The following is a 14,842-nucleotide window of genomic DNA, read 5'->3' as shown; positions in this document are numbered from 1 at the left end:
CGGCCGAGACGAAAGGGGCTTCGTCCCGACATGCTGCAAGGCATTGCCTTCTATCTGCTGGCGGCGACCGCCGTGGTGTCCGGCCTTCTGGTCGTGACCGCGCGCAATCCGGTGCACAGCGTGCTTTGGTTGATCCTGGCCTTCTTCTCGGCGGCGGGTCTGTTCGTGCTGCTGGGGGCCGAGTTTCTGGCCATGCTGCTGGTCGTCGTCTACGTCGGCGCCGTGGCGGTGCTGTTCCTGTTCGTCGTCATGATGCTGGACGTCGACTTCCTGAAGCTGCGCGAAGGCTACGCCAAATATCTGCCGATCGGCGGCGTCGTCGCCGCCGTCCTGCTGGCCGAGATGATCGTGGTGTCCAGCGCGGTGATCCAGGGCGGCGCGACCGCCGGCCTGACCGGACCCGGCGCGCCCGATCCCGACATGAGCAATGTCGAGGCCATCGGCCGGGTGCTCTACACCGACTATATCTACTTCTTCCAGGCCGCCGGCATCGTGCTGCTGATCGCCATGATCGGGGCAATCACCCTGACCCTGCGCCACAAGCCGCATATCAAGCGCCAGGACATTTCGAGCCAGGTCAACCGCTCCGCCGCCAAGGCGATGGAGATCAAGTCGGTTCAGACCGGGCAGGGCGTCTCGCCCGAGGAGCTTCTCTGATGGACATCGGTCTCATCCATTATCTCAGCGTGGCGGCGATCCTGTTCACCATCGGGGTCTTCGGCATCTTCGTGAACCGCAAGAACGTCATCATCATCCTGATGTCGATCGAGCTGATCCTGCTGGCCGTGAACATCAACTTCGTCGCCTTCTCGACCTATCTGAACGACATCAGCGGGCAGATCATGGCCATGTTCGTCCTGACCGTCGCCGCAGCCGAGGCCGCCGTCGGCCTGGCCATCCTGGTGACCTTCTTCCGTAACCGCGGCGACATCGCCGTCGACGACGCCTCCGTGATGAAGGGCTGAGCGTGAACCTCCACACCCTGATCATTCTCGGGATCTTCGCCCCGCTGCTGGGCGCGACCGTCGCCGGCCTGTTCGGCCGCCGCATCGGCAATATCCCGTCGCAGACCATCACGACCGGTCTGCTGTTCTTCTCGTGCGCCGTCGCCTGGACGGTGTTCGGCCAGTGGACCTGGGGCCATCTGGAGCCCTTCACCATCCGGCTGGCGCCCTTCATCAATGTGGGCGACTTCCAGTCGGCCTGGTCGATCCGCATCGACGCCTTGTCGGCGACCATGCTGATCGTGGTCACCAGCGTCTCGTCGCTGGTTCACCTGTATTCCTGGGGCTACATGTCCGAGGACGACAGCCGGCCGCGCTTCTTCGCCTACCTGTCCCTGTTCACCTTCATGATGCTGGCGCTGGTGACGGCCGCCGACTTCATGCAGATCTTCTTCGGCTGGGAAGGCGTGGGTCTGGCCTCCTATCTGCTGATCGGCTTCTGGTTCAAGAAACCGACCGCCAGCGCCGCCGCCATCAAGGCCTTCGTCGTCAACCGCGTCGGCGACTTCGGCTTCGTCCTGGGCATCATCACCATCTTCTGGATGTACGGGACGATCGAGTTCTCGGAACTGTTCCCGCTGGTCGCCACCAAGGCCGGCGCGACCTGGGAGTTCCTGGGCGTCCAGTGGTCCGCGCTGGATCTGGCCGGCTTCCTGCTGTTCATCGGCGCCATGGGCAAGTCGGCCCAGTTCTTCCTGCACACCTGGCTGCCGGACGCGATGGAAGGTCCGACCCCGGTCTCGGCCCTGATCCACGCCGCCACCATGGTGACGGCGGGCGTCTATATGGTCTGCCTGCTGTCGCCCATCTATGAGTACGCCCCCGGCGCGTCGCAGATCATCGCCATCATCGGCGCGATAACGGCCCTGTTCGCTGCCACGGTCGGCCTGACCCAGAACGACATCAAGCGGGTCATCGCCTATTCGACCTGTTCGCAGCTGGGCTACATGTTCTTTGCGGCGGGCGTCGGCGCCTATCAGGCGGCCATGTTCCACCTGTTCACCCACGCCTTCTTCAAGGCCCTGCTGTTCCTGGGCGCCGGTTCGGTGATCCACGGGATGCACCATGAGCAGGACATGCGGAAGATGGGTGGGCTGTGGAAGCTGCTGCCGATCACCTATGCCGTCATGACTATAGGCACCATCGCCATCACCGGCCTGGGCATCCCCGGCGTCGGCGGCTTCGCCGGCTTCTATTCGAAGGACTCGATCATCGAGAGCGCCTTCGCCTCGGCGGCCTCGGGTCATTCGGCGGTCGGCATGTTCGCCTTCTGCATCGGCCTGATCGCCGCCGGTCTGACGGCCTACTATTCCTGGCGTCTGATCTTCATGACCTTCCACAACAAGCCGGTGTGGAAGGAAGAGGGCGACGCCCATCATGAAGACGATCATGCTTCGCACGCCCAGCTGGAAACCCATTCCGAGCCGGTCGCGGATTCGCACGCTCATGACGACCATGCGCACGACGACCACGGCCACCACGGTCCGCTGCACCCGCATGAGAGCCCCTGGGTCATGCTGGTGCCGTTGATCCTGCTGTCGGTCGGCGCCGTCGCCGCGGGCTTCGTGTTCGCGCCGCACTTCATCGGCCACCACGAGCACGAGTTCTGGCGCGGGGCCATCTTCACCGGCGAGCACAACCATGTGCTCCACGAGAGCCACGACGTCCCGACCTGGGTGAAGTGGTCGCCGCTGATCTTGACCCTGACCGGCACGGCTTTCGCCTGCTGGATCTATGTCGCTCGCGAGGGCATGGGCCGTCGCATGGCCGAGCGGGACGGGGCGATCTACCGCTTCCTCTACAACAAGTGGTATTTCGACGAGCTGTACGACTTCGTCTTCGTGCGCGGCTTCAAGGCCATCGGCGACGCCTTCTGGAAGATCTTCGACGTGAAGATCATCGACGGCCTCGGCCCCAACGGCGCCGCCTGGGCCTCGCTGAAATCGGCCGGCTGGCTGTCGAAGTTCCAGTCTGGTTTCCTCTATTACTATGCCTTCGTGATGCTGCTCGGGGTGGCCGGTCTGCTCACCTTCGCCATCTTCGCGTGGGGAGTCTGAGCCCGTGCCCTACATCCTGAGCCTCGTTACATTCCTGCCGCTGGTCGGCGCCCTGGCGATCTTCCTCGCCCGGCTGGCGACCAAGTCCCAGGACGCCGCCGCCCCGGCCGCGCGCTGGATCGCCCTTCTGACGACCCTGGTCGTGCTGGGCGTGTCGGTCGTGCTGGTCGCCGGTTTCGACCCGTCGAACGTCAGCTATCAGTTCGTTGAAATGGTCCCCTGGTTCGCCGGGGCCAGCTATCATCTGGGCGTCGACGGGATCTCGATCCTGTTCGTCCTGCTGACGGCCTTCCTGATGCCGATCTGCATCCTGGCCAGCTGGAAATCGATCGAGACGCGCGTCGTCGAATATATGATCGCCTTCCTGGTGCTGGAGACCCTGGTCATCGGCGTCTTCACGGCGCTGGACCTCTATCTCTTCTACATCTTCTTCGAAGGCACTCTGGTGCCGATGTTCCTGATCATCGGCATCTGGGGCGGCGCCAACCGGATCTACGCGGCCTACAAGTTCTTCCTCTACACCCTGCTCGGATCGGTGCTGATGCTGCTGGCCATGCTGTGGATGTCGCACACCGCCGGCACCACCAGCATCCCCGAGCTGAAGCAATACGCCTTCGATCCGGCGGTTCAGCCCCTGTTGTGGCTGGCCTTCTTCGCCTCCTTCGCGGTGAAGATGCCGATGTGGCCGGTCCACACCTGGCTGCCCGACGCCCACGTTCAGGCGCCGACGGCTGGCTCGGTCATCCTGGCCGGCATTCTGCTGAAACTGGGCGGATACGGCTTCATCCTGTTCAACGTGCCCATGTTCCCGGTCGCGTCCGAGATGTTCCGCCCGCTGGTCTTCACCCTGTCGGTGATCGCCATCGTCTACACCTCGCTGGTCGCCTGGCGTCAGACGGACATCAAGAAGCTGATCGCCTATTCGTCGGTCGCCCACATGGGCTTCGTCACCCTGGGCATCTTCGCCGGCAACGACCAGGGCATGCAGGGCGCGGTGTTCCAGATGATCAGCCACGGCCTGATATCGGGCGCGCTGTTCCTGTGCGTCGGCGTGGTCTACGACCGGATGCATACGCGTGAGATCGCCTTCTACGGCGGCCTGACCTCGCGCATGCCCTGGTTCGCCGCCATCTTCCTGATGTTCACCATGGCCAACGTCGGCCTGCCGGGCACCTCGGGCTTCATCGGCGAAGTTCTGACCATGACGGGCGCCTATCAGGCCTCGACCTGGGCGGCTCTGGTGGCGGCCTCGGGCGTCATCTTCTCGGCCGTCTACGCCCTGACCCTGTATCGTTCGGTCATGTTCGGCGAGATCACCAATCCGAAGCTGATGACCATCGCCGACATCGACAAGCGTGAGCTTGCGCTGTTCGTGCCGCTGATCCTCGGCACCCTGTGGCTGGGCGTCCATCCGGCCGCCGTCCTCGATTACACCGGGCCCGCCGTCGAGGCCCTGACCAATGCCTATCGCGTTGCGATCGGCGGGTGAGACCAAACATGCCTGACCTGTCCTCCGCCCTGCACCTCGCCGCCTCGGAGCTGACCCTTGCGGTCGGCGCCCTGGTCCTGCTGATGGTCGGCGCCTTCATCGGCGACAAGAGCGCCCGGCTGGTGTCCATCCTGTCGGTCCTGCTGCTGATCGCCGCCGCCGTCATCGCCTTCATGGGACCGTGGGGCGTCGCCTTCAACGGCGCCTATGTGGCCGATCCGTTGGCCATCTACGGCAAGAGCGTCATCTATCTGTCCGCCGCCGTGGCCATCGTGCTGGGCGACGGCTGGATGAAGCGCACGCACATCGCCAAGTTCGAATATCCGGTCCTGATCGTGCTGGCCTCGGTCGGCATGGGGATGATGGCGTCCTCGGGCGACCTGATCTCCATGTATGTCGGCATCGAGTTGCACTCGCTGGCTCTGTACGTCCTGGCGGCCTTCCACCGCGACGACGTCAAGGCGTCGGAAGCGGGCCTGAAATATTTCGTCCTGGGCGCCCTGTCGTCGGGCCTGCTGCTGTACGGCTCCAGCCTGATCTACGGTTTCGCCGGTTCGATGCGGTTCGAGGATATCGCCGCCTTCGCCCAGAACAACCCGGGCCCCGGCCTGGTCTTCGGTCTGGTCTTCCTGATCTGCGGCCTGGCGTTCAAGGTCTCGGCCGCGCCGTTCCACATGTGGACGCCCGACGTCTATGAGGGCGCGCCGACGCCGGTCGTGGCCCTGTTCGCCACGGCGCCCAAGGTCGCCGCCATGGTCTTGATCGCCCGTGCCCTGGAGGGCGGCTTCAGCGAGGCCCACGCCCAGTGGTCGCAGGTCCTGGTCGCCATCTCCCTGCTCAGCTTCGTCGTCGGCGCCTTCGGCGGTCTGGCGCAGAAGGACATCCAGCGCCTGCTGGCCTATTCGTCGATCGCCAACATCGGCTACGCCCTGCTGGGCATCGCCGCCGGCACCAGCGAAGGCCTGCAGGCCATGCTGATGTTCATGACCCTGTATGTCATCGACCAGCTCGGCTTCTTCGCCATCCTGCTCAGCCTGTCCAAGTCGGGCCGTCCGATCCGTCGCATCGCCGATCTGGCGGGTCTGAAGAAGGACCGTCCGGTCACGGCCGTGGCCCTGACCATACTGTCGCTGTCGGTGCTGGGCATGCCGCCGTTCTCGGGCTTCTGGGGCAAATATTATGTCTTCGGCGCGGCCGCCGACGCCGGTCTGTGGCCGGTCGCCGCCGCCGGTCTGGTCGCCTCGGTCGTCGCCGCCTTCTATTATCTGCGCATCATCAAGCTGATGTGGTTCGACGCACCCGTCGACGACATCCAGATGGACAAGTCCTCGCCGGAAACCAGCATCATCGGCTGGGCCTGCGCCGCCTTCGCCTTCCCGCTGGTGATCGTCGGTCTGACCTGGCTGGAGCCGCTGACCAAGGTTGCGAGCGCCGGCTTCGGGAACGGTTAGGGCGTTGACGCCCGCGCCTCTGGTCATCCTCGACGAGATCGATTCGACGCTGTCGGAAGCCCGCCGGCTGGCGGAGGCGGGCGAGGTCGGCCCGAAGTGGATCATCGCGCGCCGCCAGACGGCGGGGCGTGGCCGGCGCGGCCGAAGCTGGGTGGACAAGCCCGGCAATCTGGCCGCGACCTTGCTGATACGGGTTCATTCGTCGCCGCGCGAGGCCGCTCAGGCGACCTTCATCGCCGCCCTGGCCGTCGCCGACCTGCTGGACGTCTTCGTCTCGCCGGCCCTGGTCTCGATCAAATGGCCGAACGACGTCCTGCTGGACGGTCGCAAGGCGTGCGGCATCCTGGTGGAAAGCGGCGCACACGCGTCCGGAGGCCTTTGGCTCGCCGTCGGGATCGGTGTGAACCTGACCCATGCGCCCGAGGGAACCGAAAACGCATCGGCGGCGATCGCTGAAAAGCTGCGGGAGGATCTCGCCTTTGCGCCGCCCGTCGAGGCGGCCGCCGAGATCCTCGCCGAAACCTTCGCCGTCTGGTGGGGCCGCTGGCAGACCCTGGGCTTCGAGCCGGTGCTGGACGCCTGGACCAGCCGCCTGACGGGGCTGAACGGCCCGTGCGTCGCCCGCCTGGACAATGAGACGCTGGAAGGCGTGGCCGAAGGGGTGGAGCCTGACGGCGCCCTGCGACTGCGGCTGGCCGACGGCTCCGTGCGGCTGATCTCGGCCGGCGACGTCTTCTTCGGGCAAAAATCTCTGGCAGGGGCGGCCTGACATGCTGCTCGCCATCGAACAGGGCAACACCAATACGCTGTTCGCCGTCCACGACGGTTCGGACTGGATCGCCCAATGGCGCGCCGCCACCGAGGCCAGCCGCACCGCCGACGAATACGCTGTCTGGCTGCACCAATTGATGATCATGAAGGGGTTGGAATTCGCCGCCCTGACCGGCTGCATCATCTCCAGCGTCGTGCCCCAGTCGATCTTCAACCTGCGCAATCTGGCGCGCCGCTATCTGAACATCGAACCCCTGGTCATCGGCGAGAACGCCAAGCTCGGCATCGACGTCCGCATCGCCAAGCCCAGCGAGGCCGGCGCAGACCGGCTGGTCAACGCCATCGGGGCCAAGCTGGTCTATCTCGGCGACCTGATCGTCATCGACAGCGGCACGGCCACCACCTTCGACATCGTCGCCGACGATGGCGCGTTCGAGGGCGGCCTGATCGCCCCCGGCATCAATCTGTCGCTTCAGGCCCTGCACGAGGCGGCGGCCAAATTGCCGCGCATCGCCATTCAGAAACCTGAACACGTCATCGGCAAGGGCACGGTCGAGGCCATGCAGTCCGGCGTCTTCTGGGGCTATATTTCGTTGATCGAAGGCCTGGTCCAGCGCATCAAGGCGGAATGGGCGCGGCCCATGACCGTCATCGGCACCGGCGGCGTCGCCAGCCTGTTCGAAGGCGCGACCGACAGCATCGATCACTTCGATCCCGACCTGACTATTCGCGGCCTCCTGGAAATCTGGCGTCGTAACGCCCAAATGACTGACTGAATGAAAAAGCAAAACCAAGACGAACTCGTTTTCCTGCCGCTGGGCGGCTCGGACGAGGTCGGTATGAACCTCAACGCCTATGGCTTCGGGCCAGAGGCTGACCGTGAATGGCTGATCGTCGATGTCGGCGTCACCTTCGGCGACCTTTCCACGCCCGGCGTGGACGTGATCGTGCCCGATCCTTCCTATCTGGAAGGCGAGACGATCAAGGGCATCGTCCTGACCCACGCGCACGAAGACCATATCGGCGCCCTGGGCTGGCTGTGGCCGCGCATCAAGGCGCCGATCTACGCCACCCCCTTCACCGCCTATCTGATCCGGGACAAGCTGCGCGAGCGCGGCATCCTGGACGAGGTGCAACTGATCGAGGTGCCGCTGGGCGGCACGGTCGACATCGGCTCGTTCGGCGTCACCTTCGTCAACATGAGCCATTCGATCGCCGAACCGAGCGGCCTGGCCATCGATACGCCCCTGGGCATGGTGTTCCACACCGGCGACTGGAAGATCGACGACCAGCCGATCATCGGCGAGAAGACCGACGCCCCCGCCATCCGCGCCATGGGCGACGAGGGCGTGCTGGCCATGGTCTGCGACTCGACCAATGTCTTCGTACCGGGCGTCGCCGGGTCCGAGGGCGATGTCGCCGTCGCGATCGCCAAACTGATCGCCAGCCTCAAGGGCCGGGTCGCCGTGGGCTGTTTCGCCTCCAACGTCGCCCGGATGGACAGCGTCATCCGCGCGGCCGAGGCCTGCGGGCGTCGCGTGTCGCTGGCCGGTCGCTCGATGCACCGGATCACGGCGGCCGCCAAACACGTCGGCATGCTGCAGGACGTGAAACCCTTCCTGTCGGACGAGGAGGCCCGCGTCTGGCCCGCCGACCAGATCCTGTATCTGTGCACCGGCAGCCAGGGCGAGGCGAGGGCGGCCCTGTCGCGCGTCGCCGACGGCACCCATCCGGTCGTCAAACTGGGCCTGGGCGACCACTGCATCTTCTCGTCGCGTCAGATCCCCGGCAACGAACTGGCCATCGGCAATCTGCAGGACCGCCTCGCGGACCGGGGCGTGCGCCTCTACACCGAGAAGGATCACCCCGGCATTCACGTCTCGGGCCACCCCTGCCGCGACGAACTGAAGCAGATGTACGAATGGGTGCGGCCGCAGATCGCGGTTCCGACCCACGGCGTGCGTCGCTTCCTGCTGGAACACGCCAACCTGGCCAAGGACATCGGCGTCAAGGAGACCGTGACCCCGCGCAACGGCGACATGGTTCGCCTGGCCCCCGGACCGGCCAAGATCATCGACGAGGTGCCCAACGGCCGCCTGTACGTCGACGGCGGCATGCTGGTGACCGAACAGGGCGAGGCCCTGAAGGAACGCCGCCACGCCTCGACCAACGGCGTGCTGATCGTCAGCTTCGCCCTGGACAAGCGCGGCCGCATCGCCAGCGACATCGACATCCGCAGCGTCGGCCTGCCCGGCGACACCGCCACGCCGCTGGGGGATGCCTTGGACAAGCTGGCCGAGCGCGTCGAACAGGTGGTCAAGGGCCTGAAGGGCGAGGCCCTGGACGACGAAATGGTCATCGAACAGGCCGTCGCGCGCGTGCTGAAGAAGGCCAGCCAGCAGATCTGGGATCGTCGTCCCATCGTCGAGACGGTCGTCCTGCGGGTTTAAAGCGCGATCCTCCAAACACCCCGTCACCCTCGGGCTCGTCCCGAGGGCTCACCTTTCCGCCTCGCGGATAGGTGGGATAGGGCGCCGACCTTGCTTCACTCCAGGAAGCCCGGGTGCTGAACCGTGGACCCTCGGAACAAGTCCGAGGGTGACGGAATCTGAAATCCGATCCCATGCAACCTTGACCGTTCGCGCGCATTTTTCTGCGCGAACGGTCAAGGAGCGCCCGACGGATGTCCAGCAAACCCGGCCCGAGTCGCGGCCGCCGTCTGCTGGAACGGGTGCGCCACGCCCGTCACCCCTTGCGCGGGTGGCGGCGCTGGGCGGTCATTGCGGGGCAGGGGATCGGCGGTTTCATCGCCCTGTTTGCTGCGGTGAACCTGGCGCTCAGCCTTTCCACCTTTCGCGGCGACGAGCCGCTGTCGCGCACCGTCCACGAACTGCGCGTCCTGTGGTTCAGCCCGCCGGACGGACGGCCCATGTCGCCGACGGCCTTTCCGACCGTCTATGGCCGCGACCTCGGCCCCGCGCCCGACACCGCCGCCATCCACGCCTATCTGGAGCGCGAGGCCGAGGACGGTGTCTTCCTGCTGGACCATGTCATGGTGGACCGGATCCTGAAGCTGAACGGACGGATCGACGCTCGCAGCCTGCCGTCCGGCGTCTATATCGGCGCCCACGCCCTGGGGCCGGACCGCCTGCCTCTGGTGCCCGTGACCAAATACATGGCCCACTATCTGCTGTTCCCGCGCCACGCCTACATCCTGGTCGTTCCGCAGACGGGACCGGCCATCGCCTTCTCCGCCAGCCAGAACGCCAAGTTCGGCGTCACGAATCACCCCGACCGTCTCTCGGCCGAGATCGCCCCCTATACGCCCGATGCCTATGACTTCCCCAGTTCGGGCGAGGCCCTGCACGAGATGACGCGGATCACCAGAGACCCGGCCCGCGTCGCCGAGGCGGTCGAGGCCCTGACGGACGCCCAGGCCCGGCTGGAAGCCGAGGGCCTGACCTACGGCCTGTTGGCCCCGAACTCGAACACCGCTGTCGGCTGCGTCCTGGAACGGTCAGGCTCCATCACCCAGGCGGAGCGTTCGTCCATCCTGTTGGCGTTACGCGCGCCGGGCTTCGGCGCAGCCTGCGAATAGACGTCGGAATCCGCCAGAGGTCCGCTATATCCCGTCCATGACCGAACGACTCTTTCTGCTGAATCCCGACTGGCATGACGACCAGGGCGGCCCGTGGTTTTGCCCGGCCGGCGCCTATATCGAGGGCGTCTTGGCCTTCTACCCCCAGCTGAGGAACGCGCTTGAGGTGGTCTATCTGGACCATGCCCGGCCGCGCCCGCCGGTCATCGCCGAGGTCGGCGAGGCGCATCAGAGCTGCCCCATCCTGATCCTTGACGGCGAAATGGACTGGCCCGAGGCCCAGCTCAGCGAAACGACCGGCCGCCGCTTCCTGCAGGACCACGCCATCGCCCCCTATCTGGCGGCGCGGTATGGCGTGGGCCGGCCGCACCCCTGACGGTCAAGCCGATACCCGGTTAGCCGAGCGTAGCCTTGCGATAGGTCTCGTTCAGTTCGAACACCTCGGCCGACACCTCGACCTTGCCGGTCGGCTGGGCCAGGGCGGCGGTCAGGATTTCCAGCACCCGTTCGCTCAGCGCGATCTTCTGCTCCGGCGTGCGGCCCACCATCAGGCCGACGCGGCAGGCCAGCATGGCGGTCTCGGGCGCATTACCGGCGATGACGACATGATCCAGGGCAATCAGCCGGGTCTTGCAGGCTGATAGGGCGGCGCCGGCGATCTCGACGGCGGCCTGGTGGATATCCAGGGCGACCGGGGTCCAGTCGGTCTCGGCCAGGTGATTGGTGTATTCCAGGGTGATCTGCGGCATGGCGGGGACTCGTCGTGGGGAGGCTGATCCTCTAGACCGGTTTCAACCGGACGCCAAAGTCCGGACAGGAGGTCCCATGCCTATCGGCCCCGCCACCATGTTCGGCATCTACATCATCGTCTGGTGGACGGTGTTGTTCGCGGTTCTGCCGCTGGGGACCTCGCGCGAGACCCACACGCCGCCGACGGACGGGACGCAATGGGGGGCGCCGACCACGCCGAACCTGAAGCGCAAATTCATCACCACCACCTGGGTCGCGGCCATCGTCTGGGCCTTCGTCATGGTGCTCATCTTCACCGGCTGGCTGCCCCTGCCGGACTTCTCGCGCGCGCCGGCCGTCTAATCCCCAACCCGGCCTAGCTTTCGCCCCGGTCCAGCGGCTAAAGCCTTGGTCTGTCTCTACGCCTAGGATTCCCCATCATGCGCCTGTCGCGCTTTTTCCTGCCCACGCTGAAGGAAGCCCCTTCGGACGCCCAGATTGTCTCGCACCAGCTGATGCTGCGCGCCGGCATGATCAAGCAGGAGGCCGCCGGCATCTACGCCTGGCTGCCGCTGGGCCTGCGGGTGCTGCGCAAGATCGAGCAGATCGTCCGTGAAGAGCAGCAGCGGGCAGGTGCGGTCGAACTGCTGATGCCGACCCTGCAACTGGCCGATCTGTGGCGCGAGAGCGGCCGTTACGACGCCTACGGTCCTGAGATGCTGCGCATCACCGACCGTCACGAGCGCGAACTTCTGTACGGCCCGACCAATGAGGAGATGATCACGGACATCTTCCGGGCCTATGTGAAGTCCTACAAGTCGCTGCCGCTGAACCTTTTTCATATCCAGTGGAAGTTCCGCGACGAGCGCCGCCCCCGGTTCGGCGTCATGCGCGGCCGCGAGTTCCTGATGAAGGACGCCTATTCCTTCGACGTGGACGAGGCCTCGGCCCGCAAGGCCTATAATCGCATGTTCGTGGCCTATCTGAACACCTTCGCCCGCATGGGTCTGAAGGCCGTGCCGATGCGCGCCGACACCGGCCCGATCGGCGGCGACCTGAGCCACGAGTTCATCGTTCTGGCCGAGACGGGCGAGAGCGCGGTCTTCTGCGACAAGGCCCTGGTCGAAATGCCGGCGCCGGGCGCGGACGTGGACTGGGACGATCTTCAGTCAATCGTTGATCAACGAACCGCGCTCTACGCGGCGACCGAGGAAATGCACGACGAAGCCCGCTTCGAAGCCGAGGCGGCCGAGGGCGACCGCCTGTCGGCGCGCGGCATCGAAGTCGGCCACATCTTCTATTTCGGCGAGAAATATTCGGCGCCGATGAAGGCCAAGGTCGCCGGTCCCGACGGCCAGGACGCCAATGTCCACATGGGCAGCTACGGCGTCGGCGTGTCGCGCCTGCTGGGCGCCATCATCGAGGCCAGCCACGACGAGGGCGGCATCATCTGGCCCGACGCCGTGGCCCCGTTCGACGTGGTCGTGATCAATCTGCGCGCCAATGACGCCGCCGTCTCGGCCGCCTGCGAGGACGCGGTGGCCCAGCTGGAAAAACTGGGCAAGGACGTCCTGTACGACGACACCGACGAACGGCCGGGCGGCAAGTTCGCCACCGCCGACCTGATCGGCGTGCCCTGGCAGCTGACCATCGGTCCCAAGGGCCTGGCCGACGGCGTGGTCGAGCTGAAGCGCCGCGCCACCGGCGAGAAGGTCTCCGTGCCCCTGGCCGAAGCCATCGAAAGGTTGACTGCTTGAACCTGCCGTCCCGTCCGTCCGGCGCCTTCTCCGCGTGGGAGATCGGCCTGGCCCTCCGCTACCTCCGCGCCAAGCGCAAGGAGGGCGGGGTGGCCACCATCGCGGTGATCAGCTTCATCGGCATCATGCTGGCCGTCGCGGTGCTGATCAGCGTCATGAGCATCATGGCCGGCTTCCGCTCGGAACTGCTGGGCCGGATGCTGTCGTTCAACGGCCATATGTACGTCCAGGGGCCCGTGCTGACGTCGGAAGACCGGGACGCCGCCCTGAAGCGGATCGCCGCCGTGCCGGGCGTGGTCAGCGTCACCCCCCTAAACGAGAGCCAGAGCCTGGTCCGGGTCGGCAATTTCACGACCGGCGCCATGGTGCGCGGCGTGCGGCCCCAGGACCTGGCCACCACCAAATACGTCTTCGACAGCCTGACGCCGCAAGAGCGCGCCAACTTCGGCCAGGGCGACTACGGCGGCGACCGCATCCTGATGGGCGCGGCCCTGGCCAATTCCCTGGGCCTCCGGGTCGGGGACCCCGTCACCCTCTATTCCCCGACCGGCGCCGACAGCGCCTTCGGCAATCTGGGCGGGCTGGAGAAGACCTATTTCGTCGGCGGCCTGTTCCGCTCGGGCACGGCCGACTTCGACCGCGCCTTCCTGTTCATGCCGCTGGAGCAGCAGCAGCTGTTCTTCGGCAAGGAGGGGGTCTGGGACGCCATCGAGATCAAGGTCGATGATCCCGACCGGGTCGGTGACCTGACCCCCGCCATCCGCGACGCCGCCGGCCCCGGCTCTGTCATCAGCGACTGGCGCGAGCGCCTGGCCGCCTTCTACGGCGCCCTGCGGGTCGAGCGGGTGGCCATGAGCATCATCCTGGGCCTGGTCGTCGCCATCGCCGCCATGAACATCATCTCCGGCATCGTCATGCTGGTGAAGAACAAGACGCGCGACATCGCCATCCTGCGCACCGTCGGCGCCAGCCCGTCGTCGATCCTGCGCATCTTCTTCATGTCCGGCGCCATGATCGGCGTGGCGGGCACCCTGGCCGGCCTGGCCCTGGGCCTGCTGTTCTGCTGGAACATCGGCACGATCCAGCACGCTATCGAGGCCGTGCTGGGGGTCCAGCTGTTCAACGCCGACGTCTATCAGCTGGACGCCATCCCGGCCCTGGTCGATCCGATGGACGTGACCTGGGTTGCCCTGCTGTCCTTCAGCATGAGTTGCCTGGCCAGCTTGCCGCCGTCCTGGACGGCGTCCCGTATCGATCCCGTGGAGGCGCTCCGCTATGAGTAGTCCCATCCTGTCGGTGCGCGGCCTGACCCGCACCTATGACACCGCCAACGGCGGCCTGACCGTGCTGAAAGGCGTGGATCTGGACGTGATGCCGGGCGAGATGGTCGGCCTGATCGGCCCCTCGGGCTCGGGCAAGTCCAGCCTGCTGCACGCCGCCGGCCTGCTCGAGAAGCCGACCGAGGGCACGGTCGCCATCGACGGCGAGATGGTGGGCGATCTGGACGAGCGCGCCCGCACCCGCCTGCGCCTGTCCCGGATCGGCTTCGTCTATCAGTTCCACCATCTGCTGGCCGAGTTCGACGCGCGCGACAATGTCGCCCTGCCGATGCGGATCGCGGGCATGAGCCTGGCCAAGGCCCGCGCCCAGGCGGAAGAGACCCTGACGACCCTGGGCCTGGGCGAACGTCTGACCCACCAGCCGGCCCAGCTGTCCGGCGGCGAGAAACAACGCGTCGCCATCGCCCGGTCCCTGGCCAACAAGCCGCGGCTGCTGCTGGCCGACGAACCGACCGGCAACCTGGACCCGACCACCAGCCAGTCGGTGTTCGAATCCCTGCGCGCCCTGGCCAAGACCACGGGCGTCGCCGCCCTGATCGCCACCCACAATATGGAACTGGCCGGCCACATGGACCGCGTCTTCGCCCTGAAGGACGGCCATTTGGAAGAGCGGGCGGCGGAGAGCCAAGCCTACTGAGCCAGCCTT

General features: G+C 66.1%; 15 protein-coding genes. 14 read left to right on the top strand and 1 reads right to left on the bottom strand.

Going from position 1 to position 14,842, the window contains the following annotated elements; genetic code table 11:
* Positions 1-30 precede the first annotated feature (30 nt).
* The 10 genes from ACVPT3_RS09150 to ACVPT3_RS09105 all read left to right on the top strand — a co-directional run bounded on the left by ACVPT3_RS09150 (position 31) and on the right by ACVPT3_RS09105 (position 10,746).
* A complete protein-coding gene (locus ACVPT3_RS09150; RefSeq protein WP_492040606.1) occupies positions 31-657 on the top strand; it encodes an NADH-quinone oxidoreductase subunit J in 627 nt (208 codons plus the stop codon).
* Entirely contained in the window at positions 657-965 is a 309-nt protein-coding gene (nuoK, locus tag ACVPT3_RS09145) for an NADH-quinone oxidoreductase subunit NuoK (RefSeq protein WP_008264046.1), read from the top strand. The genes ACVPT3_RS09150 and nuoK overlap by 1 nt, the downstream gene beginning before the upstream one ends.
* 2 nt (positions 966-967) lie before the next feature.
* On the top strand, positions 968-3,061 hold the full coding sequence (gene nuoL, locus ACVPT3_RS09140; protein ID WP_492040605.1) for an NADH-quinone oxidoreductase subunit L: 2,094 nt from the start codon (positions 968-970) through the stop codon (positions 3,059-3,061).
* A 4-nt stretch (positions 3,062-3,065) separates the two neighbouring features.
* Entirely contained in the window at positions 3,066-4,550 is a 1,485-nt protein-coding gene (locus ACVPT3_RS09135) for an NADH-quinone oxidoreductase subunit M (RefSeq protein WP_492040604.1), read from the top strand.
* An 8-nt stretch (positions 4,551-4,558) separates the two neighbouring features.
* Positions 4,559-6,001 carry an NADH-quinone oxidoreductase subunit NuoN gene (nuoN, locus tag ACVPT3_RS09130; protein ID WP_492040603.1) on the top strand — a complete coding sequence of 481 codons (1,443 nt, stop codon included), beginning with the start codon at positions 4,559-4,561 and terminating at the stop codon, positions 5,999-6,001.
* Positions 6,002-6,005: 4 nt separating this feature from the next.
* Complete coding sequence (locus tag ACVPT3_RS09125; protein WP_492040602.1) at positions 6,006-6,770, top strand: biotin--[acetyl-CoA-carboxylase] ligase; 765 nt, start codon at positions 6,006-6,008, stop codon at positions 6,768-6,770.
* 1 nt (position 6,771) lies between these two features.
* Positions 6,772-7,548, top strand: a complete 777-nt coding sequence (locus tag ACVPT3_RS09120) for a type III pantothenate kinase (RefSeq protein ID WP_492040601.1) — start codon at positions 6,772-6,774, stop codon at positions 7,546-7,548.
* Positions 7,549-9,222, top strand: a complete 1,674-nt coding sequence (locus ACVPT3_RS09115) for a ribonuclease J (RefSeq protein WP_492040600.1) — start codon at positions 7,549-7,551, stop codon at positions 9,220-9,222.
* 233 nt (positions 9,223-9,455) lie between these two features.
* Entirely contained in the window at positions 9,456-10,370 is a 915-nt protein-coding gene (locus ACVPT3_RS09110) for a hypothetical protein (protein ID WP_492040599.1), read from the top strand.
* A 37-nt stretch (positions 10,371-10,407) separates the two neighbouring features.
* Complete coding sequence (locus ACVPT3_RS09105; RefSeq protein WP_492040598.1) at positions 10,408-10,746, top strand: DUF3088 family protein; 339 nt, start codon at positions 10,408-10,410, stop codon at positions 10,744-10,746.
* 19 nt (positions 10,747-10,765) lie between these two features.
* Here the strand turns inward: ACVPT3_RS09105 and ACVPT3_RS09100 are convergent, their stop codons facing one another.
* On the bottom strand, positions 10,766-11,119 hold the full coding sequence (locus ACVPT3_RS09100) for a 5-carboxymethyl-2-hydroxymuconate Delta-isomerase (protein WP_492040597.1): 354 nt from the start codon (positions 11,117-11,119) through the stop codon (positions 10,766-10,768).
* Between the two features lie 76 nt (positions 11,120-11,195).
* Between ACVPT3_RS09100 and ACVPT3_RS09095 the strand changes: the two genes are divergently transcribed.
* The 4 genes from ACVPT3_RS09095 (at position 11,196) to ACVPT3_RS09080 (ending at position 14,833) form a co-directional block, all read left to right on the top strand.
* Complete coding sequence (locus tag ACVPT3_RS09095; RefSeq protein WP_492040596.1) at positions 11,196-11,462, top strand: DUF1467 family protein; 267 nt, start codon at positions 11,196-11,198, stop codon at positions 11,460-11,462.
* Between the two features lie 77 nt (positions 11,463-11,539).
* Positions 11,540-12,856 (top strand): proline--tRNA ligase, encoded by a 1,317-nt coding sequence (proS, locus tag ACVPT3_RS09090; protein WP_492040595.1) that lies wholly within the window; start codon positions 11,540-11,542, stop codon positions 12,854-12,856.
* Positions 12,853-14,139 carry a lipoprotein-releasing ABC transporter permease subunit gene (locus ACVPT3_RS09085; protein WP_492040594.1) on the top strand — a complete coding sequence of 429 codons (1,287 nt, stop codon included), beginning with the start codon at positions 12,853-12,855 and terminating at the stop codon, positions 14,137-14,139. The genes proS and ACVPT3_RS09085 overlap by 4 nt, the downstream gene beginning before the upstream one ends.
* Entirely contained in the window at positions 14,132-14,833 is a 702-nt protein-coding gene (locus tag ACVPT3_RS09080) for an ABC transporter ATP-binding protein (protein WP_492040593.1), read from the top strand. The genes ACVPT3_RS09085 and ACVPT3_RS09080 overlap by 8 nt, the downstream gene beginning before the upstream one ends.
* The last annotated feature ends 9 nt before the right edge of the window (positions 14,834-14,842 follow it).

It is taken from the genome of Brevundimonas sp. FV1ps31S (assembly GCF_058681265.1).
Note: the sequence above shows the minus strand (reverse complement) of the source record. Positions and strands in the feature narration are given on the sequence as shown.

What these genes read in the sequence shown, in the direction of transcription:
- ACVPT3_RS09150 (WP_492040606.1), top strand. Translation starts at nt 31, where the DNA reads ATGCTGCAAGGCATTGCCTTCTATCTGCTGGCGGCGACCGCCGTGGTG.
- nuoK (WP_008264046.1), top strand. Translation starts at nt 657, where the DNA reads ATGGACATCGGTCTCATCCATTATCTCAGCGTGGCGGCGATCCTGTTC.
- nuoN (WP_492040603.1), top strand. Translation starts at nt 4,559, where the DNA reads ATGCCTGACCTGTCCTCCGCCCTGCACCTCGCCGCCTCGGAGCTGACC.
- ACVPT3_RS09120 (WP_492040601.1), top strand. Translation starts at nt 6,772, where the DNA reads ATGCTGCTCGCCATCGAACAGGGCAACACCAATACGCTGTTCGCCGTC.
- ACVPT3_RS09115 (WP_492040600.1), top strand. Translation starts at nt 7,549, where the DNA reads ATGAAAAAGCAAAACCAAGACGAACTCGTTTTCCTGCCGCTGGGCGGC.
- ACVPT3_RS09110 (WP_492040599.1), top strand. Translation starts at nt 9,456, where the DNA reads ATGTCCAGCAAACCCGGCCCGAGTCGCGGCCGCCGTCTGCTGGAACGG.
- ACVPT3_RS09105 (WP_492040598.1), top strand. Translation starts at nt 10,408, where the DNA reads ATGACCGAACGACTCTTTCTGCTGAATCCCGACTGGCATGACGACCAG.
- ACVPT3_RS09100 (WP_492040597.1), bottom strand. Translation starts at nt 11,119, where the DNA reads ATGCCGCAGATCACCCTGGAATACACCAATCACCTGGCCGAGACCGAC.
- ACVPT3_RS09095 (WP_492040596.1), top strand. Translation starts at nt 11,196, where the DNA reads ATGCCTATCGGCCCCGCCACCATGTTCGGCATCTACATCATCGTCTGG.
- proS (WP_492040595.1), top strand. Translation starts at nt 11,540, where the DNA reads ATGCGCCTGTCGCGCTTTTTCCTGCCCACGCTGAAGGAAGCCCCTTCG.
- ACVPT3_RS09080 (WP_492040593.1), top strand. Translation starts at nt 14,132, where the DNA reads ATGAGTAGTCCCATCCTGTCGGTGCGCGGCCTGACCCGCACCTATGAC.